The organism is Oceanisphaera sp. W20_SRM_FM3, from assembly GCF_052119705.1.
Lineage (GTDB): Bacteria > Pseudomonadota > Gammaproteobacteria > Enterobacterales > Aeromonadaceae > Oceanimonas.
The window spans coordinates 32,347-54,267 of the sequence record NZ_JBGQOP010000001.1; the positions used below are offsets into that span (position 1 = coordinate 32,347).

General features: G+C 49.5%; 19 protein-coding genes. 10 read left to right on the forward strand and 9 right to left on the reverse strand.

Going from position 1 to position 21,921, the window contains the following annotated elements:
• Nucleotides 1–207 precede the first annotated feature (207 nt).
• A complete protein-coding gene (locus ACEN2G_RS00165) occupies nt 208–951 on the forward strand; it encodes a GntR family transcriptional regulator (RefSeq protein ID WP_442019434.1) in 744 nt (247 codons plus the stop codon).
• Nucleotides 952–1,035: 84 nt separating this feature from the next.
• On the opposite strand, the gene ACEN2G_RS00170 is transcribed toward ACEN2G_RS00165, so the two are convergent.
• The 4 genes from ACEN2G_RS00170 to uraH form a co-directional block, all read right to left on the reverse strand.
• The gene (locus tag ACEN2G_RS00170) at nt 1,036–1,527 is read right to left on the reverse strand and encodes a universal stress protein (RefSeq protein WP_442019435.1); all 492 of its coding nucleotides are present in this window, start codon (nt 1,525–1,527) and stop codon (nt 1,036–1,038) included.
• A 118-nt stretch (nt 1,528–1,645) separates the two neighbouring features.
• Nucleotides 1,646–3,520 (reverse strand): SulP family inorganic anion transporter, encoded by a 1,875-nt coding sequence (locus ACEN2G_RS00175; RefSeq protein ID WP_442019436.1) that lies wholly within the window; start codon nt 3,518–3,520, stop codon nt 1,646–1,648.
• A gap of 591 nt (nt 3,521–4,111) precedes the next feature.
• Nucleotides 4,112–5,467, reverse strand: a complete 1,356-nt coding sequence (locus tag ACEN2G_RS00180; protein WP_442019437.1) for an NCS2 family permease — start codon at nt 5,465–5,467, stop codon at nt 4,112–4,114.
• A 93-nt stretch (nt 5,468–5,560) separates the two neighbouring features.
• On the reverse strand, nt 5,561–5,917 hold the full coding sequence (gene uraH, locus ACEN2G_RS00185; RefSeq protein ID WP_442019438.1) for a hydroxyisourate hydrolase: 357 nt from the start codon (nt 5,915–5,917) through the stop codon (nt 5,561–5,563).
• A 360-nt stretch (nt 5,918–6,277) separates the two neighbouring features.
• On the opposite strand from uraH, the gene puuE reads away from it, so the two are divergent.
• From puuE to ACEN2G_RS00200, 3 genes are all read left to right on the forward strand, one after another.
• Nucleotides 6,278–7,198: an allantoinase PuuE gene (gene puuE, locus ACEN2G_RS00190; RefSeq protein WP_442019439.1), complete on the forward strand. Its 921-nt coding sequence runs from the start codon at nt 6,278–6,280 to the stop codon at nt 7,196–7,198.
• A complete protein-coding gene (gene uraD / locus ACEN2G_RS00195; RefSeq protein ID WP_442019440.1) occupies nt 7,198–7,713 on the forward strand; it encodes a 2-oxo-4-hydroxy-4-carboxy-5-ureidoimidazoline decarboxylase in 516 nt (171 codons plus the stop codon). The genes puuE and uraD overlap by 1 nt, the downstream gene beginning before the upstream one ends.
• Before the next feature lie 74 nt (nt 7,714–7,787).
• The gene (locus ACEN2G_RS00200; protein ID WP_442019441.1) at nt 7,788–8,297 is read left to right on the forward strand and encodes an ureidoglycolate lyase; all 510 of its coding nucleotides are present in this window, start codon (nt 7,788–7,790) and stop codon (nt 8,295–8,297) included.
• 153 nt (nt 8,298–8,450) lie between these two features.
• Here the strand turns inward: ACEN2G_RS00200 and ACEN2G_RS00205 are convergent, their stop codons facing one another.
• Entirely contained in the window at nt 8,451–9,581 is a 1,131-nt protein-coding gene (locus ACEN2G_RS00205; protein ID WP_442019442.1) for an AI-2E family transporter, read from the reverse strand.
• A gap of 320 nt (nt 9,582–9,901) precedes the next feature.
• Nucleotides 9,902–11,572, reverse strand: coding sequence for a methyl-accepting chemotaxis protein (locus ACEN2G_RS00210; protein ID WP_442019443.1), 1,671 nt, complete (start codon nt 11,570–11,572; stop codon nt 9,902–9,904).
• Nucleotides 11,573–11,807: 235 nt separating this feature from the next.
• Here ACEN2G_RS00210 and ACEN2G_RS00215 point away from each other — a divergent pair, with 235 nt between their 5' ends.
• Both ACEN2G_RS00215 and ACEN2G_RS00220 read left to right on the forward strand, forming a co-directional pair.
• Nucleotides 11,808–13,694: an alkaline phosphatase D family protein gene (locus ACEN2G_RS00215; protein ID WP_442019444.1), complete on the forward strand. Its 1,887-nt coding sequence runs from the start codon at nt 11,808–11,810 to the stop codon at nt 13,692–13,694.
• 103 nt (nt 13,695–13,797) lie between these two features.
• Nucleotides 13,798–14,631 (forward strand): DUF2797 domain-containing protein, encoded by an 834-nt coding sequence (locus ACEN2G_RS00220; RefSeq protein ID WP_442019445.1) that lies wholly within the window; start codon nt 13,798–13,800, stop codon nt 14,629–14,631.
• 42 nt (nt 14,632–14,673) lie between these two features.
• Here ACEN2G_RS00220 and ACEN2G_RS00225 read toward each other — a convergent pair whose 3' ends face one another.
• The gene (locus ACEN2G_RS00225; RefSeq protein ID WP_442019446.1) at nt 14,674–15,996 is read right to left on the reverse strand and encodes an ABC1 kinase family protein; all 1,323 of its coding nucleotides are present in this window, start codon (nt 15,994–15,996) and stop codon (nt 14,674–14,676) included.
• A gap of 238 nt (nt 15,997–16,234) precedes the next feature.
• Between ACEN2G_RS00225 and ACEN2G_RS00230 the strand changes: the two genes are divergently transcribed.
• The 3 genes from ACEN2G_RS00230 to ACEN2G_RS00240 all read left to right on the forward strand — a co-directional run bounded on the left by ACEN2G_RS00230 (nt 16,235) and on the right by ACEN2G_RS00240 (nt 18,605).
• On the forward strand, nt 16,235–16,855 hold the full coding sequence (locus ACEN2G_RS00230) for a CDP-alcohol phosphatidyltransferase family protein (RefSeq protein WP_442019447.1): 621 nt from the start codon (nt 16,235–16,237) through the stop codon (nt 16,853–16,855).
• A 98-nt stretch (nt 16,856–16,953) separates the two neighbouring features.
• Complete coding sequence (locus ACEN2G_RS00235; protein ID WP_442019448.1) at nt 16,954–17,886, forward strand: phosphatidate cytidylyltransferase; 933 nt, start codon at nt 16,954–16,956, stop codon at nt 17,884–17,886.
• 8 nt (nt 17,887–17,894) lie between these two features.
• The gene (locus ACEN2G_RS00240; protein ID WP_442019449.1) at nt 17,895–18,605 is read left to right on the forward strand and encodes a lysophospholipid acyltransferase family protein; all 711 of its coding nucleotides are present in this window, start codon (nt 17,895–17,897) and stop codon (nt 18,603–18,605) included.
• On the opposite strand, the gene ACEN2G_RS00245 is transcribed toward ACEN2G_RS00240, so the two are convergent.
• The gene (locus ACEN2G_RS00245; RefSeq protein WP_442019450.1) at nt 18,602–19,279 is read right to left on the reverse strand and encodes an NADPH-dependent FMN reductase; all 678 of its coding nucleotides are present in this window, start codon (nt 19,277–19,279) and stop codon (nt 18,602–18,604) included. The genes ACEN2G_RS00240 and ACEN2G_RS00245 overlap by 4 nt on opposite strands.
• A 163-nt stretch (nt 19,280–19,442) precedes the next feature.
• Here ACEN2G_RS00245 and ACEN2G_RS00250 point away from each other — a divergent pair, with 163 nt between their 5' ends.
• On the forward strand, nt 19,443–19,829 hold the full coding sequence (locus ACEN2G_RS00250) for a hypothetical protein (protein ID WP_442019451.1): 387 nt from the start codon (nt 19,443–19,445) through the stop codon (nt 19,827–19,829).
• A 687-nt stretch (nt 19,830–20,516) separates the two neighbouring features.
• On the opposite strand, the gene ACEN2G_RS00255 is transcribed toward ACEN2G_RS00250, so the two are convergent.
• The gene (locus tag ACEN2G_RS00255; RefSeq protein ID WP_442019452.1) at nt 20,517–21,911 is read right to left on the reverse strand and encodes a DEAD/DEAH box helicase; all 1,395 of its coding nucleotides are present in this window, start codon (nt 21,909–21,911) and stop codon (nt 20,517–20,519) included.
• Nucleotides 21,912–21,921 lie beyond the last annotated feature (10 nt).

The window sequence follows — 21,921 nt, forward strand, 5'->3', positions numbered from 1 at the left end:
CATACGAGTCCTCTACTATCAGCGAGATCACATAAAAACGCCCAATAATGGGCGTTTTTTGTCTTCAGTCACAGTCTGAACAGTTGGGCCTACAGAAAAATACAAAAAACAGTAATATTGTATACGTAGTTACAAAAATTTAACTAACCGGCAAACATTCAGATAGGCTTATCAGCCATCAGGCCGGTCTAACTGGAAACCTAGATTATGAGTTTACTCAGTCATCCGGAGCCAAGAGCCGTCAAGTCGGGCTCAAAAACTCAAGACGATATCGTCTATGAGTATATCTTCGATGCCATTCTCGAGCAGCGCTTAGCGCCCGGCACCAAACTCAGTGAAGAAGCGCTGGGCGACATCTTTGGCGTCAGTCGTACTATCATCCGGCGTGCCTTGTTGCGCTTATCCCACGAGCAGGTGGTCAGTATTCGCCCTAACCGAGGAGCTGTGGTCGCCGCCCCCAGCGTGGAAGAAGCTAAACAAATCTTCGCTGCTCGCCGAGTGGTGGAGTTGGCTGTGATAGAGTTGGCGGTTAAACATGCGACAGCTCAAAGTATGACGCGCATTCGTGCCATGGTGCATGCGGAGCAAGAAGCCTTTGACCGCGGTGATATCGGCAGTGCTATTCGCTTATCCGGTGAGTTTCACTTGGAGTTAGCGAAAATGGCTCATAACACGCCGCTGCTCAATTTTCAGCGCAGCGTGGTCTCGCAAACGTCTTTGATCATAGCGCAATACGAAGTGGCGCATCAGGCCCAGTGTTCTGTCAATGAGCACGAGGGTTTGTTGCTGGCCATTGAATCTGGCGATCCTGCCCGCGCCGTGGCCATGATGAAAGACCACCTGGCTCATATCGAAGGTAAGTTGAATTTAGAGGCTGAGTCCGCGTCTACTGACTTGCACGTGGTATTTTCTGATGTAATAAAAAAGCAGCCACCCGCGCGATCTAGTTAATAGTGGCGCACATAGAACAAAAAGTACCGACCCAAAAAAGCGGAGCCACTTAGACTCCGTTTTTTCATTCTTCTCGCTTTCAGCTTATTCCTTCGGTTGAGGCACGATCAGCGTCGGAACACGTGAGTCTTTCAATACTTCCCGCGCCACGCTGCCTAACAGCGCTTGTAACCAGCCTTTTTCATGGCCGCCCATCACGATTAAGTCACAGCTGAGCGTATCTGCTTGCTCGAGGATAGCTTGCGTAGGATTGCCTTCTAGTACATTACAGCTGATGATTTTTTGCGCCAAGCTTTGTTCCTCAACGGGTAGGCTTAGCCAAAAGTCTGCTAAGCGTTGCTGCAAATCGGCTTGGGCTTGGCTCAAGCGTTGCTGTAAAAATTCAGCGCTGCCGCTTTGGTTATAAATATAGGATTGTAAAGTAAGGCGATCGTCGCTGGGCAGTTGCTCAAGCACACTTAAAATATGAATGCTGGCGCCAGTTTGCTGTGCGAGATACACCGCATAGCGAAAGGCAAATGCCGCATTTTTTGAGAGATCGGTACAATATAAAATATTATTAATTTTCGGCAACATAGACGTATCCTTAATGAAGAGACCACACATTACACTGATTACATCGGTTTGATTCACTATACCAAAAGCCCTCGTACGCGAAACGATAAGAAACGCGGTTATACCTATTTATGTGTACTTAAACAGATTTAGTGGGTATTTGGTTGATGACCTTGATATCTGCGGTGCTGGGCGCATTCTCTAATACCTTGACCACATCTTCGTTTAACACTGCTGGTGACGCTGTATCCATGGTAGACGCTCCGGGAGGCGCCACATGGCATTCTTGGAATATTTTAGCGGTACAGGTTTGGCAAACATTCGGATCTAATTGGTCATAAATACGATGAATAGCTTGGCCTTTATTGTGAAAAATATGATCACGACCCAACTGTTTTAGGATGTTATTGCGATTAATAATACGCAGTACGCCTCCTTTTACATTGCACAGATACAGATCTCCGCCCTCGGCGCGTCTGCGCTTGGCTTCTTGCAGCAGCATTTCTGCGCCCACCATATCCACAAAGTTCATACCGTTACCCACTATCAGCACCCGCGGTTCGCGCACACTTTGTAGGTATTCTTGCACATGGTTCACAGCACCAAAAAACAGCGAGCCTTCGATACGAATAATGCGCAGCTGCGGGCAATAGGGCAGGCGTTTTTTTTCTGCATTAGTAAATTGTGGATGTTTAGACTCAGGAACCGGCAAAATAGTGACAATGCGTGGATGTGAGGTGCGTTTCAGGTAAAACACCAATGACAGTATGACGCCTGCATAAATGGCGAATTCTAACGCCACTAATAAGGTGGCGGCAAAGGTGACAATTAAAACCGTCGTTTCCGATTTGGCGGCGCGCATGATTAATTTTATATGATGAAGGTCGATTAAATTCCAAGCCACCACTAACAGTAAACCGGCCATGGCGGGGATCGGCAGCCAAGCTGTGAGGCCAGAGAATAATTGCAGTATTACTAATAAAAATAATGATGCAAAAATCGCGGCCAGTGGCGTGCGAGCCCCTGAGGTGAAGTTGACGCCGGTGCGGGTAAAAGATCCAGAAGAGGCGTAACAAGAGAAGAAGGCGCCCACCACATTCGATAAGCCTTGGCCAATAAACTCTTGATTATCATCGAGGCGTTGATGGGAGCGAGTGGCAATGGCCCGTGAAATAGAGGAGGCCTCAACTAAACCCAATAAACTAATAGCCAGAGCTCCCGATGATAAGGCGCTGATATTACTGAAGCTTAAATCTGGCATGCTAAAGGGGGGCAAGCTGGCAGGAATGGCGCCCACCATGGCGATGTGTTCTTGTTTTGGGTCCAAGATAAACGCCAAGCCACTGGCGATGGTCAGTCCTAACAGCATATTGGGCCAGCGCGGCAGCAGTTTCTTTATTAGCACGCAGACCACAATAGTGGTCAGGCCCACCGCCAAGCTATATAGATTGGCGTCCTCTACATGGCGCAGCACCTGCCAGCCGTTATCGGTAAAGGTGCCTTCGGTGTGTAGTGATAAGCCCAACAGATTTTGCAGCTGGCTGACCGCTATCACCACAGCCGCACCGGCGGTAAAACCTATCACTACCGAATGAGAGACGAAGTTCACCAGCACGCCTAGTCTGGCCGAGGCCAGCACCAACTGAAACACCCCTTTCATTAAAGTAAGCGTTAAGGCCAAGGCGATAAATTCCGCCGTGCCGGGCGTGGCCAGCGGGCTCACCGAGGTAAACACCACAATCGACATGGCGGCCGTGGGACCCGAGATCAGATGCCAAGATGAGCCAAAGAGTGCGGCAATAATGGCGGGCACTATGGCTGCATACAGGCCGTATTCTGGTGGTAAGCCGGCAATCAGTGCGTAGGCTACCCCTTGCGGCAATACGATAATGGCATTGGTGAGACCTGCCTGAGCATCGGCACGCAGGCTTACGCCATTGACCATGGGAGCCCACTTTAAAAAGGGCAGTAAGCGAGTCCAGTTAGCTGCTTTAGGCGGCGCTTGGTGTGACATAAAGGCTGCTCCTTGGCCATGGCGAGTGTCTGCTGAGTCTTAGGCTTAAGTATACATTATTGCTCTAGGGTTAAGAGCAAAGGGTGAACTGATTACCAACAAAGCTCAGCCATGTTTCAGTAAACTAATCACCAATAAATTCAAAAAGTTACATGGAACGACTCGTATTTTCGGTAAGAATATGGGACTCAGTTTGGTGTTTTGACCTTGTAGGGGCCAATTTATTCGGCTCAGTTTAGTGTTTTGGTCTAAATCTAAACCTCAATAACAGCCAGCAAAGCTGGCCAGCCGAAGTCCTCTTTATTAAAGAGACGGGCTGCTACAAAAGACAAATCAAGACAACGCGCATCATGGCTGAAGTTCATACGTAATCAGGAAGGGTGAAGAGTACACGGAGAAGGTAAAAGCGGGCGCGCTAATATTATTGAGAGAAAACGCTTCGTCATTCGTTTTGCAGCTTAGGGTTGCTGTTGGTCGCTCTTTTCATCCTTATACACTTAAGCCTTCATCGCTCACTCACCAATCACCACTCTCCACTAACAAAAAACCACCGCGCGAGCGGTGGCTTTTTAAGTTCGGCTTAGTTGCGGGTTAAGGCATAAAGAAAAATTTTAGGATGAAAATAATCGCCAGTGCATATACGCCAACCGATACCTGACGCGCTTGGCCAGTCGCCAGTTTGAGTACCGCATAGCTGACGAAGCCCATGCCGATGCCGTTGGCGATGGAGAAGGTCAGCGGCATCATAAGTGCGGTGATCATGGCGGGCGCCATTTCCGTGTAATCTTCCCAGTTGATCTTAGCCAAGCTGCTGGTCATGGCGAAAGCCACATACAATAGGGCACCTGCGGTGGCGTAGCTGGGGATCATGGCGGCCAGTGGCTCTAAGAACATGGCCAGCATAAACAGTACGGCGATAGTCACGGCGGTTAAACCGGTGCGGCCCCCGGCGGCTACACCGGCGGAGCTTTCTACGTAACTGGTGACCGGTGGGCAACCGACGAAGGTACCGATTACCGACGAGGCACTGTCAGCTTTTAAAGATTTCTTTAGCCCTTGGATAGTGCCATCTTCGTTACGCAGATTAGCGCGTTCGGCTACGCCCATTAGGGTGCCGGCGGTATCAAACATGTTCACAAACAAGAAGGCCAATATGACTGTGATCATGCCCACGTTGAGCGCGCCCATGATGTCGAGCTTCATAAAGGTCGGCGCTAAGCTGGGTGGCATGGCGAAAATGCCGCCGTAAGTGATAGTGCCCATGAAAAAACCAATCAAGGTCACGGTCAACATGCCGATTAACACGGCGCCAAATACGCGCAAGTGGGCCAGAATCGCAATGCCTAAGAAGCAGACGATAGATAAGAAAGCATTTTGCGTGGTTAAGTCACCCATGGTTAGGATGGTGGCGGGGTTGGCCACCACTATACCGGCGCTTTGCAGGCCCACTATGCCTAAAAACAGACCCACACCTGCGGTCATGGCGTAGCGTAAGGACTCAGGAATGGCATCTAATACCCATTCGCGAATTTTCCAAAAGCTCATGGCGGTAAAGATAACACCAGACCAGAACACAGCCCCCAGCGCTACTTCCCAGCTGTAGCCCATTTGGCCGACCACTGTGTAGGCAAACAAGGCGTTCAAACCCATGCCGGGTGCTAGGCCCACGGGCCAGTTGGCGTATAAACCCATTAATAGGGTTGCGATGGCGGCACCGATACAGGTGGCGACGAAGGCGGCACCCGGATCCATGCCGGTGGAAGACATAATTTGTGGATTCACAAAAATAATGTAAGCCATGGTCAGGAAGGTGGTTAAGCCGGCCACCAATTCGGTTTTGACTGAAGTGCCATGGGCTTTTAATTTGAAGAGCTTTTCTAACAGACCAGTTGGAGGGGAGTGAACTGTCGATGTTTGCTGGGTGCTTTGCTTGTTGGCGTTTTCCATAACTGGACATCCTCAATAGGGTAGAAGCAAACTGTCAATGCCAACCCCCATATTTGAAGGTCGGCATTGACAGATGCGACTGCTGATTAGCCCTTAGCTGCCTCGGTAAGTAGAGTAGCTATAAGGTGAAATCAACAAAGGTACGTGGTAGTGCTCTTGGCCTGCAGCCAAACCAAAACGGATCACAACGTCATCCAAGAAGGCAGGCTCTAGCAGTTCAACACCTTGTTTGCGCAGGTAAGTACCAGTATGGAATACCAACTGATATTTGCCTGGTACATAGGCGTCGCCTTCCAATACTGGGGCATCGGTACGGCCATCGGCATTGGTGTATACGGTGTTGATTAAAGTGGTTTTTTCACCTTCTTCAACGCGGTACAGTTCGATTTTAATATCTGAACCTGGCTGACCTTTAGAAGCGTCAAGGATATGTGTCGTCAATCTTCCCATTTTCAGTTACCTTTCGCGATTTACGCGTCTCCAAGAATTCAAGGCACTGTCGTCAGCGATGACGACAGAACTAATTTTACATCAAGATAATATTAAATGTCTACATCCCGTTAACAAAAACATGACTTTGCGGTCACATTTTAAGTGCATTAACTAAGAATGCTTTATCTTGATGAGTTAGGATTGTCTTTGCTTTAGGGCACCAAAGCAAGATAAGCTGCAAGATCTGATACAAAAATCAAACCTGTTATTTACATATATCGATTTTATTGTATACAATAAAATCGATATTCTACCGACCAGCCTCCTACAAATTCTTGTCTCGGCTGGTTTCTAACCCGCGTTTCAAGGAGTTTCCTGATGAGCCAACAAAACGACTATCCCCGCGACCTCGCTGGGTACGGCGCTAATCCGCCTCATCCCGAGTGGCCAAATAAGGCACGCATCGCGATTAACTTTGTACTGAACTACGAAGAAGGTGGTGAACGCAACGTTTTGCACGGTGATGGTGAGTCTGAGGCCTTCTTGTCGGAGATGCCGACTGCCGTGGCATTTCCTAATGCTCGTCATATGAGCATGGAATCTATCTACGAATACGGCAGCCGCGCCGGTGTGTGGCGTTTGATGCGTTTGTTCAAACGCTACAACATTCCCATGACTATCTTTGCCGTGGCGACTGCTCTTGAGCGTTATCCTGATCTGGCCAAGGCCTTTCAGGCTGAAGGTCATGAAATTTGCTCCCACGCCTATAAGTGGATCTCATATCAGTTTATGAGCGAAGAAGAAGAGCGCGAGCATTATCACAAAGCGATGGAAATTTTTGAGCGCGTGTGTGGTCAGCGTCCACAAGGCTGGTATACCGGCCGCGACAGCCCTAATACCCGTAAAATAGTAATGGAAGATGAAGGTATCCTTTACGATTCTGATTCTTACGCCGATGACCTGCCTTACTGGGTAGACAATAAAGGCAAAGGCCACTTGGTTATTCCATACGTGATGGACACCAACGACATGCGCTTTGGTCTGAATGGTTATAACAACGGCGAAGAGTTCTATCAGTATCTGAAAGACTCCTTTGATGTGTTATACGAAGAGGGTGCAGAAGCACCCAAGATGCTTTCCATTGGTATGCACTGTCGTATTCTGGGTCGCCCGGGTCGTATGGCCGGTCTTGAGCGCTTTATTAAATATGCGCGCAGCCACGACCACGTGTGGTTTACCCGTCGTATCGACATTGCTAACCATTGGCACGAGAATCACCCTTATAAAGGAAGCAAGTAATGAGCCGTTTTACTACCTGTACGCCTAGCACCATGAGCCGTGATGAGTTTGTGGCTGCATTCGCCGATATCTACGAGCACTCCCCTTGGGTTGCTGAGCAGACGTTCGACCAAGGTCTGAGCAGCGAAGATGACACCATTGCTAAGCTGCATGCCCGTATGGCAGCCGTGATGAGTAATGCAGATAAGCAAGCTCAGCTTGATCTTATCAATGCTCACCCGGACTTAGCCGGTAAAGCTGCCCAGCGTGGCGAGCTGACTGAAGCTTCTACCAATGAGCAAGCCGGTGCTGGTATCAGCGAGTGCAACGCGGAAGAATTTGCCCGTTTCACCTACCTGAACAACGCCTATAAGGAAAAATTCCAATTTCCTTTTATCATGGCAGTTAGAGGTTCAGACCGTCACCAGATCCTGGCCGCATTTGAAGAGCGTATTCACAACGACTACGACACTGAATTTGCGCGTGCGGTAAAAGAGATCAATAGAATTGCTGAGTTCCGTTTAAGCGCCATGTAATCTTGATGGTAAAACAACTTAGCTAAAATACGGGGGACCAGTTCCCCCGTTTTAATGAATTATCGGAGGCAGTAATGATCAAGACTCTTAAAATAGAGCCGTTGACCAAAGAAGCATTCGCCGATTTTGGCGACGTTATCGAGTCTGTTGGCCGTGAGCACTTCATGATCAACAGCGGTTCTACTGAGCGCTACCACAAAGTGGGTGAAGTGCAGTTAGACGAAGAAGGTCAAGGCATCATCAGCATCTTCCGCGCTAAAATGCTGGAATATCCGCTGCAAGTGAAAATGCTGGAACGTCATCCGTTTGGCTCTCAGTCTTTCATCCCTTTGTTTGGTCATGAGTTCTTGTTGGTGGTTGCCCCTGTAGGCGACGGCACCATGAATATTGACCCAGCTACCGTGCGTTGCTTCCGTGCTAACGCTCGTCAAGGTGTGAACTACCACAGAAATGTGTGGCATCACCCTATCATGGCGCTGCGCGATGACGACGAGTTCTTGGTGGTTGACCGCACAGGTCCCGGCAACAACTGTGATGAGTTCTTCTTCGACGAATCCATCAAGATGACAGTTGAACTGGACTAAAAGCCACTCGACTAACATCGGCTTACTTGAGCGGTGAATTAAAAAACCTCTTGCCCTGCGGCAAGAGGTTTTTTTTACTTTCAGGCTTCCCGGTTTGGCTCGGCGCTGTATTTTCGCCTCACGCCTCACGCCTCACGCCTCACGCCTCACGCCTCACGCTTTATCGATACGGTCTGCGCGAGACGCTACTTTTTCGTACTTGTGTTTTGACTCTGTGCTGCGTTCGGCAATGACATGAGGATTTTCGCCGTTAAATTCGCGCATAAAAATATCCCATACCACTAAGAACAATGCCGCCACTAAAGGTCCGATCACGAAGCCATTAATGCCCATTAAACTAATGCCGCCGAGCGTTGAAAATAGTACTAAATAGTCAGGTAACTTAGTGTCGCGGCCCACCAATAACGGGCGCAATACGTTGTCTGACATGCCGATCACTACGGCACCAAAGGCCGCTAAAATCGAGGCTTTACCCCAATCCCCAGTGGCATATAAGTAGATGGCCACTGGCAACCAGACTAAGCCCGCGCCTATGGCCGGAATAAGTGACAAGAAGGCCATCACCACGCCCCATAACAGCGGGCTTGGTAGTGAGAGCGCCCAAAAAATCAAGCCGCCTAAGGTGCCTTGTACTATGGCCACCACTATGTTGCCTTTTAGGGTGGCGCGCGTCACTTCGGCAAATTTAGTAAACAGCTTACGCTCGCGAGCGTCACCTAGCGGTAGCGCTTTTATCATCAGCGCCGTCAATTTACGGCCATCGCGTAATAAGAAGAAGGTGAGATACAGCATTAAAGCGGTATTAATAATAAAGCTAAAGGTAATTTGGCCCGCCCCCAGTGCTTTTTCTGCCATCACTTTACCGGCGGATGCAGCACCTTTAGCCACACTTTCGCGCACGCTACCTAAGTCAATCCCGAGCCTATCAAACCATTGCGGTAGGGCAGGGAAAGCGTTGCGCATTTGCTCCAGCCACTCGGAGGGGTTTATTTCCCCTTTATCAATGCGTTGATACAGGGCCAAGCCTTCTTGAACGAAGGTGGTGGCAATCAGAAAAATAGGCAGCACCACTATCACCACACAAATAAACAAGGTCAGCAGTGCCACTCGGTTCGGCTTATCGCCTAGGTGCTTGCGCAGTCGCTCTTGCAGCGGATTAAAAATGATACTGATGGCGCAGGCCCAAAAAATGGCGCCCCAAAAAGATTTAAGCAACAGCACGAATAGCAGACTGACTAAGAGTAAAAGAAAAAGAAAAGAACGCCGTTCCAGTGCATCGTGCATAAAAGCTTCCCTAACTGTATGTTTCAGATGAAGTGAGTATCAAAAAATAGCCATGAGCACTAATAACATATGTGGCTAAAAACCTGACTTAGGCCGATAGAAGCCAGTGCATCAAGCGAGTATAAATGGCCGTAAGCGAGTCATCTAACGATACTTTGGTTTTTATAGCAAAGGCTTACGTAATGGAGGCGAAGAAGAAAGGGCGAAGCGTAAAGCGTGGGAGCAGAGAGTGACAGCAAAGAGTGAAAACAAAGAGTGAAAACAAAGAGTGAGGAGTAAAAATATTTTTCACAGCTCACTCTCTCTGGGTGGATTAAAAATTACTGAGTACGGTAGCGGCTGACCAACAATTGCAGTTGCGCGGCCAATTCGCCGACCTGTTGGCTTACCTCATTAGCCGCTTCTGAGCCGGCATTGGTTTGCTCGGCTATGTTCACAATTTGATGCACGTTGACGTTAATGCTTTCCGACACTTGAGTTTGCTCTTCGGCGGCGCTGGCAATTTGCTCGTTCATGCTGTTAATGGTGTTAACCGCACCGTCTATATCTTGTAAGGCTCCATCAATGCGCCGCGCTTCACTCACCGTTTGGCTGCTGCCATCACGGATCTGTTCTATGGCGAGCACTGCCTGCTGTGCACCTTGTTGTAAGCGGTTGATCATAGTGTGGATTTCTTCGGTGCTGGCTTGGGTACGCCCAGCCAAGGTACGCACTTCGTCCGCCACCACCGCGAAGCCTCGACCTTGTTCACCGGCGCGAGCCGCTTCAATGGCGGCATTCAGTGCTAACAAGTTAGTTTGCTCGGCAATGCCACGGATCACATCTAATACAGAGCCAATTTGCTGTGAGTCTTGGCCGAGGCGTTGAATAATATCCACACCATTTACAATTTGTGTTTCTAACCCGTCAATGACGGCTATGGTGGCTTGTACCAGCTGTTGCGCCGCGACAACTTGCTGTTGTGCCACCTGAGCGGCTTGAGCCGCTTGTGCGGCACTGGCGGCCACATCTTGGGCGGTGGCCGACATTTGATTCATGGCGGTGGCGAGCTGATCGCTTTCATGGTGTTGCTGAGTGATGCCGGTTTTAGTGTCGGTCATAAAATGCTGCAGCTGATCGCTGGCTGTTTGCAACGACTCGGCTGAGTGGCGAGTGTTTTGCACCAAAGAACTGATTTGGTTAGCAAATAAGTTAAAGGCGCTGGCCAAGGTGCCCAGCTCATGACCTTGATGGCTATTTAAGCGTTGGGTTAGATCACCATCGCCCTGAGCTATGTCTTGCATGGTGGACACGGCTTGGCGCAGCGGTGCGTGAATACTGCGCACTAATACCAGCGCCATGGCGGCGATAAAGGCTAACAATAAGCTGGCGGACAGCGCCGAGTTAATCAGTCCTTGGCGTACGGAGGCAGACAGCTCTTGTTTTAATTTAGCGACCGTGACTTGTAAGTCATCGATATAAAAGCCGGCGCCTAGCATCCAATCGGTACCGGGTATGGGCGTAATATTAGCTAACTTAGGGGCATTGACTTGCGTGTCCGGTTTAGGCCAGTTGTATTCGATATAGCCGCCGCCCTTGGCCGCTAAGGCCACATACTCTTGGACCAAATGGCGACCTTCTGGGCTGGTGGAGTCGAGATAGTTATGATTTTCTCGGGCCGGATTATCGGCGCTAACAATTTGCTCGCCTTGGCTGTTATAGACGAAGAAATAGCCGGTGCCACCGTCAAAACGTAGGCTGCGTAATTGGGCCTTAGTGGCCACCACTTCATTACGCTGCAATAACGGGCTTATGCCGGTGATGGCGAGCTCAGCATAGTTGGCCAATTGCTGCTTGCGTGCATCAAATAAGGATTGATAGAGGCTATCGCTGCTTAGCTTATTGAGGCGAATGGATTGATTGACGTTGATCCAAGTGCTAACCGCGGCCAGTAACAACAAAGGCAGTAGCGCCAGTAGCAGTATTTTTTGCTTGATCGAAAATATATTCATCCCTGAACTCACTAAGTTAACGACTGTTCACAATCTTTTATCATCTTGTAACCTATAAGTCATTGATTCAGATCTACGAATAGGGCATTAATCCGGAAATAGATAGCTTCCGCACATCAAAACTGATGAAACGACCAGCATAGACGCAGCTTCGAGTGAACCTTGGTGATAGCTCTTTTCAAGTCCGTCGCTCGACCGTTATGATGGCCTTATTATTTTGTTTATTTGGCATCGTATGAGTTCGACCATTTTAGCCGGCCCCATCTTGCGTCGCGCGAGCGCAGAGCGTCTGGTTTTTTGGCTGGCTAGCCGAACCTCGCTGCAGTTTCGCTTACGCTTTCCTCTGCATGGCCCGCTGGCGGCTGATAACCAAATGCATCAAGAGCAACTGCAAGTGGGGGATCATTGTTTTATTCAGCTGCTTGATATTCAGCTGGCAGAGGCTTTGCCCAACGACACCTTAATTGACTACGACTTACAGTGGCGCCAAACGGATCAAGATCCTTGGTGCAGCATAGCCGACTGGGCGCCTGAGCTGTGTTACGGCGAAGCCGTCTTCCCCCAATTGGTGATCCGCAGCCGCATCGATGCCATCTTGCACGGCTCTTGTCGTAAACCTCATCATGGTGCCAGTGATGGCTTAGTGGTGGCGGATGCTTGGCTGGCGCAGCGGCACACAGATCCCCTAGAGCGGCCTGCATTATTGATGCTCAGCGGTGACCAAATTTATGCCGATGATGTAGCCGGGCCCATGTTAACGGCCATTCATCAGCTGATTACCGATTTAGGCCTGTATCCAGAAACGTTGGAAGGAGCGCTGGTGGCGAACAGCGAAGAGCTGTTCGCCAGTCCGTTAAACTACTATCGCCGCAGTGAGCTATTGCCTCGTTTTGAAGGCAACCGGACGCTGAGAAAGCGCTTCTTTGAGGGCGCTCGCAAACCCATTTTTACCACCAGTAGCGCCGATAACCATTTAATTACCTTGGCCGAAGTGCTGGCCATGTATTTGCTGGTGTGGTCGCCCATACCTTGGCAGCCGCTCACCGAAGAACAGCCCAGGCTGAGCCCTGAACGCCAAGAACAATATCAGCTAGAGCGCGAGCGGCTAGTGGCCTTTGTCGGGGGATTGTCAGCGGTACGACGCCTGTTGGCTCAGGTGCCTACCTTAATGATATTTGACGATCATGATGTGACCGATGATTGGAATCTAACGGCGGCATGGGAGGCCAGTGCTTACGGCCATCCTTTTTCGCGGCGTATTATCGGCAATGCGCTGGCAGGATATTTCATTTGCCAAGGCTGGGGTAATAATCCCGATGCCTTCACTGACCCCATGGCGCTGTTACAGGCTTGGAGTCAGCAGCCGACAGCGGCGCAGCAAGACGCATTGATCGAGCATCTATTTAACTTTACGCAGTGGCATTACAGCCTGCCCACTAGCCCTAAATTGTTGGTGCTGGATACCCGTACGCGGCGCTGGCGAGCCGACACCAATCTTGAGCAACCCTCGGGCTTGATGAATTGGGAAGCCTTGACCGAACTACAAAGTGAGCTGCTCAACCACGATTCGGTGATTATAGTGTCGCCAACGCCGGTATTTGGCGTAAAGCTGATTGAGGTGATCCAAAAGGTCTTTACTTGGTGTGGCAAACCCTTGCTGGTGGATGCAGAAAACTGGATGACCCATAAAGGCACGGCCAATGTAATTTTGAATATCTTTCGCCATACCCGTACGCCAGGTAACTATGTGCTGCTCTCAGGAGACGTGCATTACTCCTTTATGTACGACATTAAATTGCGCTACCGAGACGCAGAGCCACATATTTGGCAGATCACCAGCAGCGGTATTAAAAACGAATTCCCTACACGCTTATTAGATATATTGGACCGACTCAATCGCTGGCTGTATGCCCCACGCTCGCCCTTAAACTGGTTTACGCGCCGTCGTCGCTTGGAAATTACCCCGCATCCGCCGAGCTCGGCCGCTAAGGGCGAGCGCTTGCTCAATGGCGCAGGCGTAGGCTATGTAAAATTTAACGAGCAAGGGGAGCCGGTACTGGTACAACAGATCACCGCCGACGGCGCGATCGCCTTTGCTTCAAAGGACTCCCCAAGGGCTTAATAGCGCTAACTCTAGGTCGTAAACAAGCGCTTACGGCAGCAAAGATGCGTTATCTCGCCGTGACTGTTACAGTTGCGGCTAAATTCCTTATCACAACTACAGCATGACACCTCACAGCACCCAAGCAGTCACTGGCACCTTAGTGAAGATGCCCGCCCGCCTCGATAACACCATTCATTATCAACTGGCCTTAGGCGAGCATAGCGTTAGCCTTAATGAACATCTTGGTCAACCGATTACCCTGACTTACACGGGCCGTATTTTTTGTACCGCCTGCGGGCGAAAAAGCAGCAAGAGCTATGCTCAGGGCCACTGTTTTCCGTGCATGAAGAAACTGGCCAGCTGCGATATGTGCATTATGAAGCCCGAAACCTGCCACTACTTTGCCGGCACCTGCCGCGAGCCAGAGTGGGGCGAACAGCACTGCATGGTGGGGCACATCGTTTATTTAGCTAACACTTCAGGCTTAAAAGTGGGCATTACTCGCCAAACCCAAGTGCCAACCCGCTGGATTGACCAAGGCGCCACCCAAGCGCTGCCGATTTTGCGCGTTGCGACGCGCCAACTATCCGGCTTAGTAGAAGTGGCCTTAGCCGCATTGGTGGCCGACAAAACCAACTGGCGTACCATGCTCAAGGGCTGCGCAGCAGATATCGACCTTAAAGCCGAAGCCGCGCGCTTATTGCCTGCCATTCAGCAAAAAATCGACGAGCTGCAGCTTAATTACGGCGAGCAAGCGGTGACGGTATTGGATGAGCCGATAGTGAACTTGAGCTATCCGGTGCTGGAATACCCGACCAAGATTGCCAGCCATAACTTCGATAAAAACCCCGAGGTATCCGGCACCTTGCTCGGCATCAAAGGCCAGTATTTAATCTTGGACAGCGGGGTGATTAACCTGCGTAAATTCACCGGTTATGAAGTGAGTTTTGGCTGAGCGTGCGGCCGTGCTGAGGCTATTACGCCAGACTCGTCTTACTTACAGCCGTACATACGGCAGTAACAACTGCTGCACATTCACTTGAGCCTTGAGCTTGGCCGCCAATAAATACAAGCCGCCTATTTTACGGTGCAAAAATAGCGCATCTGCCGGCGGGCTATGCCAATAGCCTTGCTCAAGACTGAGTTGGGTGCCGGCGTCCCTTAATTGGCTGGCCAGTGGGCTATTGGCAAAATCATAAGCAAGATTTTCACGCACCGGCTCGCAGGCTAACTGCACCATGTCGACTACCGCTTGGCGCTGGCTGGGCACTATATCTTGGCTAAAAAAGCCAATCTGACTCAGTGCTTGCTCAATGGCGGGGGTGTCTTCACGCAGGCCGGCGCTAAATAATTGCCGGTAGCCTTCGCTAATCGTCTCGGGATAAGCCCGCGTGGCGCCAAAGTCTAACAGCACTAAGCGTTGAGATTCAGGCTGATATAAGTAGTTGGCAAAGTTGGGATCCGTTTGTACTAAACGAAATTCAAATAACTCTCTAAACAATAAACTAAACAACTGGCTGACCGCTTGATTACGAATTTCTTGCGGCTGCTCTTGTAATGCGGTGAGCGCCAAGCCCTCCATGTAATTCATGGTCAGCAAACGCGAGGTGGTTAATTGGCTATCAACTAGGGGTAAGGCAAACTGCGGCGCATCTGCCAGCAAATCGGCAAAGGTGGTGAGTTGTTTTGCCTCTAATAAATAGTCGGCTTCCGCATGTAATTGGCGTTTAGCCTCGGTTAATAGCTGTTGATAGTCCACTTTGTCTGGCAGCAAACGGCTCAGCCTTAGTAAGGTCATTACATTATCTACATCGCTGTCTATGCTGGCGCTCACGCCCGGATACTGCACCTTAATCGCGAGCTTACGGCCATCGTCGGCGTGGGCTAGATGTACTTGACCAATAGAGGCGGCGGCCATGGGTTTAAAACTAAACTGAGCAAAATGTTGCTGCCAGTCTTCACCTAACTCTTGCACTAATACTTGGCCAAGCTGCTTGGCGGGCATGGGCGTGCCATTAGACTGCAGCCGCGATAAAATCAGCGTGAGCTCAGGGGGCAGTAAGTCGCCGGCATCCATAGATAACAGCTGACCCACCTTCATGGCGGCACCGCGCAATTGCGCTAATTGGTCGGCGATACGACTGGCGTTAGCCGGCGTTAATAATAAATCTTTGGCACTAGGGCGCTTGCCTTGGGCTAATTGACGTGCGCCTTCACCTAGCATACCACCGGCCACGCGAGAGGCTAAAGACGCCAAGCTGGCCATGCGCGTGATGCGCCCTTGGGGAATGCGCGAGCCTTTATTGTCTGCTGAACTCATGAAGACTCCTTTATTATTTTTTAACTCTTTTTTACGCCAAGGCGGTGTGGCAAGCTAAAAGAGCAAGATTAAGTAACGATTTCAATCGCTGCCAAGTAGACCCCACAAGCCGCTTTTTGTATTCAAATCAAATTCAGCCATGGTTACCGCAAGTCTTAACTAGACTCTTATGTATCTGTGGTATTGAATAACCCTTGGTTACCTCTGTGCTTAGCGACTTAACAGACTAAGGAAGGTCATGATTTCTATCTATTCACTTAAACCACGCTTTCAGAATTTACTGCGCCCCTCTGTGGTGCGTCTAGCGGAGCGCGGAGTGACCGCCAATCAGGTGACGCTGGTCGCTGCGGGCATCTCGTTATTAGTGGCCTTGTTGGTGGCTTGGCAAGCAGATCATAAATGGATGTTTATCTTGATCCCGATTTGGATGTTGCTGCGCATGGCGCTGAACGCCATAGATGGCATGTTGGCGCGTGAATTTGGTCAGCAGTCTAAACTGGGCGCGTATCTCAATGAGTTATGTGACGTGGCGGCCGACAGCGCCTTATATCTGCCGTTTGCTTTGATCGCCGGCGTGCCACCGTTATTGGTGATTGGCGTGGTGTTAATGGCGGCGCTGGTGGAATACGCGGGTGTGTTGGGTTTGATGGTGGGAGCATCAAGGCGTTACGACGGGCCCATGGGTAAGAGTGATCGCGCTTTTGTATTTGGTTTGCTCGGTATTTTAGTCGCCATTAATGTCTTCGACATCCGTTGGATAGCGGTCGCACTGTGGCTGGTGCTGGTCTTATTGATCTACACCCTTTATAACCGCGTGCGCCGTGGCTTGATGGAGGCCGCTGAGCTAAATCAATCTTAAGCTCAGCTACACAGCCAGAAAAGCCGACTGTGTGACAAATGGTAGTCGCCATAACGGCTTATGTGACTAAGGATAAAACTAACAATGCGAGACCAAGGATGCAGCATTCTACTTACATGACGCTATTTTTAATTTTGGCTCTATCCATCGCTACTGGGATTGCCTTATTCAAAAAACAAAAATATCCAGACCGAGACTATGAAGAGCTCATACTGCGTACTAAATCCTGGTGGTGGATCATAGGGCTGGTGCTGGCAGCGCTCTATATGGGGCAAATGGCTACCACTGTCTTCTTCGCCTTTATCAGTTTTTTAGCCTTAAAAGAGTTTTACTCAATTGCACCCTTGCGCGCCGTGGACCGGCGGTTGGTGTTTTGGGCATATCTGGCCATTCCGGTGCAGTACTACTTTGCCTATATCCAATGGTATGGCATGTTTATCATTTTTATTCCCGTGTATATGTTCTTGTTTTTGCCGATGCGTGCCACCTTGATTGGCGAAACTAAGGGTTATATCAAGGCCAACGCCACTATTCAGTGGAGCCTAATGCTGGCGGTATTTACTTTGAGTCACATTGCTTACTTGGTGAACTTAGGCCGCTTTCATGAACAGTCAGGCTTTATTGGCCTAGTATTGTTTTTACTCTTTATTACCCAGAGTAACGACGTCAGCCAATATGTATTTGGTAAACAGTTTGGCAAGCATAAGATAATTCCTAAAGTCAGCCCCAATAAGACGTGGGAAGGTTTTATTGGCGGCGTGGTAACCACTACCTTACTCGCGACTGTGCTGGCGCCTTGGCTCACCATTTTAAGTTGGCAACAAGGCTTAGTAGCGGGTTTCTTAATTGCCTGTGTGGGCTTTATTGGCGATGTGGTGTTGTCTTCTATCAAGCGTGATATTGGCATTAAAGACACAGGTACCTTGATCCCGGGTCATGGCGGTTTGCTCGATAGAATGGACAGCTTGATGTACAGCACGCCAATATTCTTCCATTACTTTTATTACATCACCAAAGACTTCGTCGGCTAAGAGTGACCATGATGAGCCAGATATTTATAAACAAGACGTCGATAAAGAAAGTGCAACAGAAAATAGCCGAGCTGAAATGGCTAAAAATGGCGTTTTTTTTACTGGTCGTTAAGCCGGTGGTGCTGATTGCGCTGGGCCTGAATGTGATGAATCGACAAGCGCTGCCAAAAACTGGCCCGGCAATCTTGGCCGCCAATCACACCAGTCATCTCGATACGCTGGTGTTAATGAGCCTGTATCCGCTTTCTCAGTTGCATCGCATACGACCGGTGGCGGCGGCGGATTACTTTATGAAAAACAAATGGATTGCTTGGTTCTCCATGCATTGCCTCGATATTATTCCTATCGAGCGCGACGGCAGCATTCCCCGCGAGCAATTGCTGGCAGGCTGTTATCAAGCCTTGGCCGATCAGCAAATTATTGTGTTCTTCCCTGAGGGCACCCGATCCTTGACTGAAGAGCGCGAGTTTAAATTAAAGCGCGGTATTCACTATCTCACTCAGCAATATCCCGACACCCAAGTGATCCCCATTATTTTGCATGGTTTAGGTAAGGCACTACCAAAGGGTGAAGCATTATTGGTGCCGTTTAACTGCGATGTGATTGTGGGCGAGGCGCTGGCTTTTGATGATGACGTGAATGACTACCTTGCCAAACTGACCGCTCGCTATGAAGCCATGCTTAGTCAATGCATTACTGCTAAGGGTGATAAATTTTAATTTTTTGAGCGAGAGTCTGGTGCATTACGTTGAGCTGGGCTAAGTGTAAAAGCACTCGGCCTTAGCTGGTGGCCTGCGCCTTGGGCATATTGCTTGGCGGCATTGGCCCACCAAATTAACTGACTAAATGTACGCTCAAAATAGCCGTGCCACTCACCGGCATTGACGTCCGCTAAGTACTCTCCTTTGTCGTCTAAAACGGCTTGCGCCTTCGGCAAGTGGATCATGGCCGATACCGGCAAACACCCTAATTCCGATAAGAAGCTGCGCATATTCACCGCTGCGCGTATGCCACCCCATTGCCCCGCCGAATAGGTGACGATGGCCGAGGGCTTATAGGAAAACAGCGAGCTGCCAAAGTGATTTAAAAGATTAGCTAAAGCTGGGCTCATGCTGTGATTATATTCCGGACTCACCATCACATAAGCGTCTGCCGTTTTGATCAGCTCACTTAACTGCTGCAACCGCTCAGGGGCACTGCCTGCTTTATAAGAGAAGTAGGGTTTAAAGCTAGCGCCTAAGTTGTAATCCAGCGGGTCTATAACGGTGACATTGTGTTCAGCAGCCGTTAACTGCTGGGCGCAACATAAGGCGACGCGCTCACCGAGCCGCGCTGGAGCGGGTGGGCCGCTAATGCGTGTTGAGCCCAAGAAAACTAAGATGTTTAATGCCATTGCTGCCTCTCTTTATCAATCTAGCCAGACGATGATTATTTACTCGCATGACAGCCATTTACCCTGATGACAAGAATGTCATTTAGCCGTCAGCTTCTCGTCAGTGTGACCAAGGTATGCTGTGTCTATCAACCGGATAGGCCGGTCATACAGGACACGCATCATGTTAAAAACTACCTCACTGCTTATTCTTGCCGCCACCAGCTTACTGTCTACTCAAGCCGCATTTGCCAGCACAGAACAGGCTAGCGCCAAGATTTGTTTTAGCGCGACCAGCAATGGTACCGATGGCGTAGACCGTTTTCAGGCAAAAATGGCCAAGCTGCAAGCTGAGCGCACCGGTATTACCACGACTGATTGTACTCCTGCCGAAATCTACCTGAACGTGGGCAGCAATGGCACAGATGGCGTAGACCGTTTTCAAGAAAATTTTGTAGCAGAGACTGCGGCGAAAAGAGCGGCCGCCACTGTGAGCTTAAATATGGCTAGCAATGGCACCGATGGTGTAGACCACTTCGACAGCCGCATGCGCCAGTTGGCCACTCAGTAATCAGCCACAAGCTTAAAGATACCTGATTACGTATGAACTTCAGCCATGATGCGCGTTGTTTTGGTTTGTCTTTTGTAGCAGCCAATTTATTCGGCTGGCCAGCTTTGCTGGCTGTTATTGAGGTTTAGATTTAGACCAAAACACTAAACCGGGCCGAATAAATTGGCCCCTACAAGGTCAAAACACCAAACTGAGTCCCATATTCTTACCGAAAATACGAGTCGTTCCATGTAACTTTTTGAATTTATTGGTGATTAGTTTACTGAAACATGGCTGAGCTTTGTTGGTAATCAGTTAAAGATATTTTTGCAGCGAAATTTACAAAATCCGCAGAATAATAGAGATCAGAAAGGAGTTAGTTAATAGAGCCTACCTCTTCTGGGAGCATAAGCTGTAAGTTAAAACCATGGGCTAGCTCAATCCATCAGAGACACGGCCCTTGAACTTACCATGAAAGCTCTTTGGCTCTTTGGCTCTTTGGCTCTTTGGCTCTTGTCACTTGCTGCTCTTATCTCATATTAATTTTTTCGTGGATTCTGTGGATTTCGTTGCAGATAAGCCCTAGCTCTAAAAATGTAAGTGCCTATTAAAATGCCGCCAGTGAATCACTTCACCGGCGGCATTTTTGTGTGTCGTTAATACTAATTAAAGCAATAACAGCTTAACGCTATTTTATTCTTACTGAACTTAGCGAGAGTGCTGTTGAGCACGCTTACCGCGCAACTTCTTCTTCTTGGGGCCGGTTTCTTGCGGTTTTTGATTCTTTTTATAATGCACCGGCTTAGCTGCCACTTTGTGCTCAGACTCACCACTGGCGCGCGCGCGGCGTGGCTTGCCTTTCGGCTGGCTATCGCCGGTATTCACTAATTCTATTACCGTTTCACTGGCGCGATTAGAGCGACCAGAGATCACCTTGCGCGACAGGCTCTTTAACAAAGAGGCGCGGCTGGTCACTTCAAAACCAGGCTTGATGATGCGCTTGATTTCATAACCAATCAGCTTTTGAATGCGCTCTAACGATTGCTCTTCTTCACGGCTGATAAAGGAAATGGCGGTGCCAGTAGCGCCGGCACGACCGGTACGACCAATGCGGTGTACGTAGTCTTCGGCTAAATAAGGCAGGTTAAAGTTCACCACATAATCCAAGCCTTGAATATCCAAGCCGCGGGCGGCGACTTCGGTGGCAATCAGCACTTGAATTTTGGCGGCTTTAAAGTCGGCGATGGCACGACGGCGTGAACCTTGGCTCTTGTCGCCATGACACACGGCGGCTTCTACTTTGCTCTTTTTCAGGCCATCTAATAAGCGATCCGCTTGTTCTTTGGTGCTGGTAAACACTAATACCTGAAACCAGTTGTGCTCGGCCAACAGCTCTTCAAACAGCTCAATCTTGCGGCTTTCTTCTACCGGATACAAAGTGTGCGTCACAGTTTCCGCTGTGCTGTTGATTCTGGTCACGCGAATTTGCTGATGATCATGCAAAATCTTATGGGACAGCTCATTTACCGCAGGTGACGTGGTGGCCGAAAATAACAAAGTTTGGCGATTCTTAGCCGTCAGTTGCATCAATTTCAGCACGTCATTGATAAAGCCCATATCCAACATACGGTCGGCTTCATCCAGCACCACAAATTCCACATCACTTAAGGCCAAGTTGCCGAGCGTCATATGCTCTAACAAACGCCCTGGAGTGCTGATGACGATATCGACGCCGGCTTTTAATTTATTGGCCTGGCCACCCATTTTTACGCCACCGTAGAGTGCGGTAACGCTAATTGGCAAAAATTGGGCATAAGCGCTAATGGAGTCGCCAAGCTGCTCGGCCAATTCACGAGTCGGCGTTAAAATCAGCGTGCGCGGGCGGTAGGCTACCGTTTCTTTGGGCTTATCTAGCATGCGTTGCAGCACAGGAATCGCAAAGGCGGCGGTTTTACCGGTACCGGTTTGTGCCGTTACTTGTAAGTCTTTACCGCGGCGCGCCGGCACTATGGCCTGCTCTTGTACGGGTGTCATAGCACTGTAGCCACAGGCAACCAGAGCGCGTTGCAGATCGGGGGCTAAATCTAAAGATGAAAATTGCATAAAGAGATCC

What these genes read in the sequence shown, in the direction of transcription:
- ACEN2G_RS00165 (WP_442019434.1), top strand. Translation starts at nt 208, where the DNA reads ATGAGTTTACTCAGTCATCCGGAGCCAAGAGCCGTCAAGTCGGGCTCA.
- ACEN2G_RS00170 (WP_442019435.1), bottom strand. Translation starts at nt 1,527, where the DNA reads ATGTTGCCGAAAATTAATAATATTTTATATTGTACCGATCTCTCAAAA.
- ACEN2G_RS00175 (WP_442019436.1), bottom strand. Translation starts at nt 3,520, where the DNA reads ATGTCACACCAAGCGCCGCCTAAAGCAGCTAACTGGACTCGCTTACTG.
- ACEN2G_RS00180 (WP_442019437.1), bottom strand. Translation starts at nt 5,467, where the DNA reads ATGGAAAACGCCAACAAGCAAAGCACCCAGCAAACATCGACAGTTCAC.
- uraH (WP_442019438.1), bottom strand. Translation starts at nt 5,917, where the DNA reads ATGGGAAGATTGACGACACATATCCTTGACGCTTCTAAAGGTCAGCCA.
- puuE (WP_442019439.1), top strand. Translation starts at nt 6,278, where the DNA reads ATGAGCCAACAAAACGACTATCCCCGCGACCTCGCTGGGTACGGCGCT.
- uraD (WP_442019440.1), top strand. Translation starts at nt 7,198, where the DNA reads ATGAGCCGTTTTACTACCTGTACGCCTAGCACCATGAGCCGTGATGAG.
- ACEN2G_RS00200 (WP_442019441.1), top strand. Translation starts at nt 7,788, where the DNA reads ATGATCAAGACTCTTAAAATAGAGCCGTTGACCAAAGAAGCATTCGCC.
- ACEN2G_RS00205 (WP_442019442.1), bottom strand. Translation starts at nt 9,581, where the DNA reads ATGCACGATGCACTGGAACGGCGTTCTTTTCTTTTTCTTTTACTCTTA.
- ACEN2G_RS00210 (WP_442019443.1), bottom strand. Translation starts at nt 11,572, where the DNA reads ATGAATATATTTTCGATCAAGCAAAAAATACTGCTACTGGCGCTACTG.
- ACEN2G_RS00215 (WP_442019444.1), top strand. Translation starts at nt 11,808, where the DNA reads ATGAGTTCGACCATTTTAGCCGGCCCCATCTTGCGTCGCGCGAGCGCA.
- ACEN2G_RS00220 (WP_442019445.1), top strand. Translation starts at nt 13,798, where the DNA reads ATGACACCTCACAGCACCCAAGCAGTCACTGGCACCTTAGTGAAGATG.
- ACEN2G_RS00225 (WP_442019446.1), bottom strand. Translation starts at nt 15,996, where the DNA reads ATGAGTTCAGCAGACAATAAAGGCTCGCGCATTCCCCAAGGGCGCATC.
- ACEN2G_RS00230 (WP_442019447.1), top strand. Translation starts at nt 16,235, where the DNA reads ATGATTTCTATCTATTCACTTAAACCACGCTTTCAGAATTTACTGCGC.
- ACEN2G_RS00235 (WP_442019448.1), top strand. Translation starts at nt 16,954, where the DNA reads ATGCAGCATTCTACTTACATGACGCTATTTTTAATTTTGGCTCTATCC.
- ACEN2G_RS00240 (WP_442019449.1), top strand. Translation starts at nt 17,895, where the DNA reads ATGATGAGCCAGATATTTATAAACAAGACGTCGATAAAGAAAGTGCAA.
- ACEN2G_RS00245 (WP_442019450.1), bottom strand. Translation starts at nt 19,279, where the DNA reads ATGGCATTAAACATCTTAGTTTTCTTGGGCTCAACACGCATTAGCGGC.
- ACEN2G_RS00250 (WP_442019451.1), top strand. Translation starts at nt 19,443, where the DNA reads ATGTTAAAAACTACCTCACTGCTTATTCTTGCCGCCACCAGCTTACTG.
- ACEN2G_RS00255 (WP_442019452.1), bottom strand. Translation starts at nt 21,911, where the DNA reads ATGCAATTTTCATCTTTAGATTTAGCCCCCGATCTGCAACGCGCTCTG.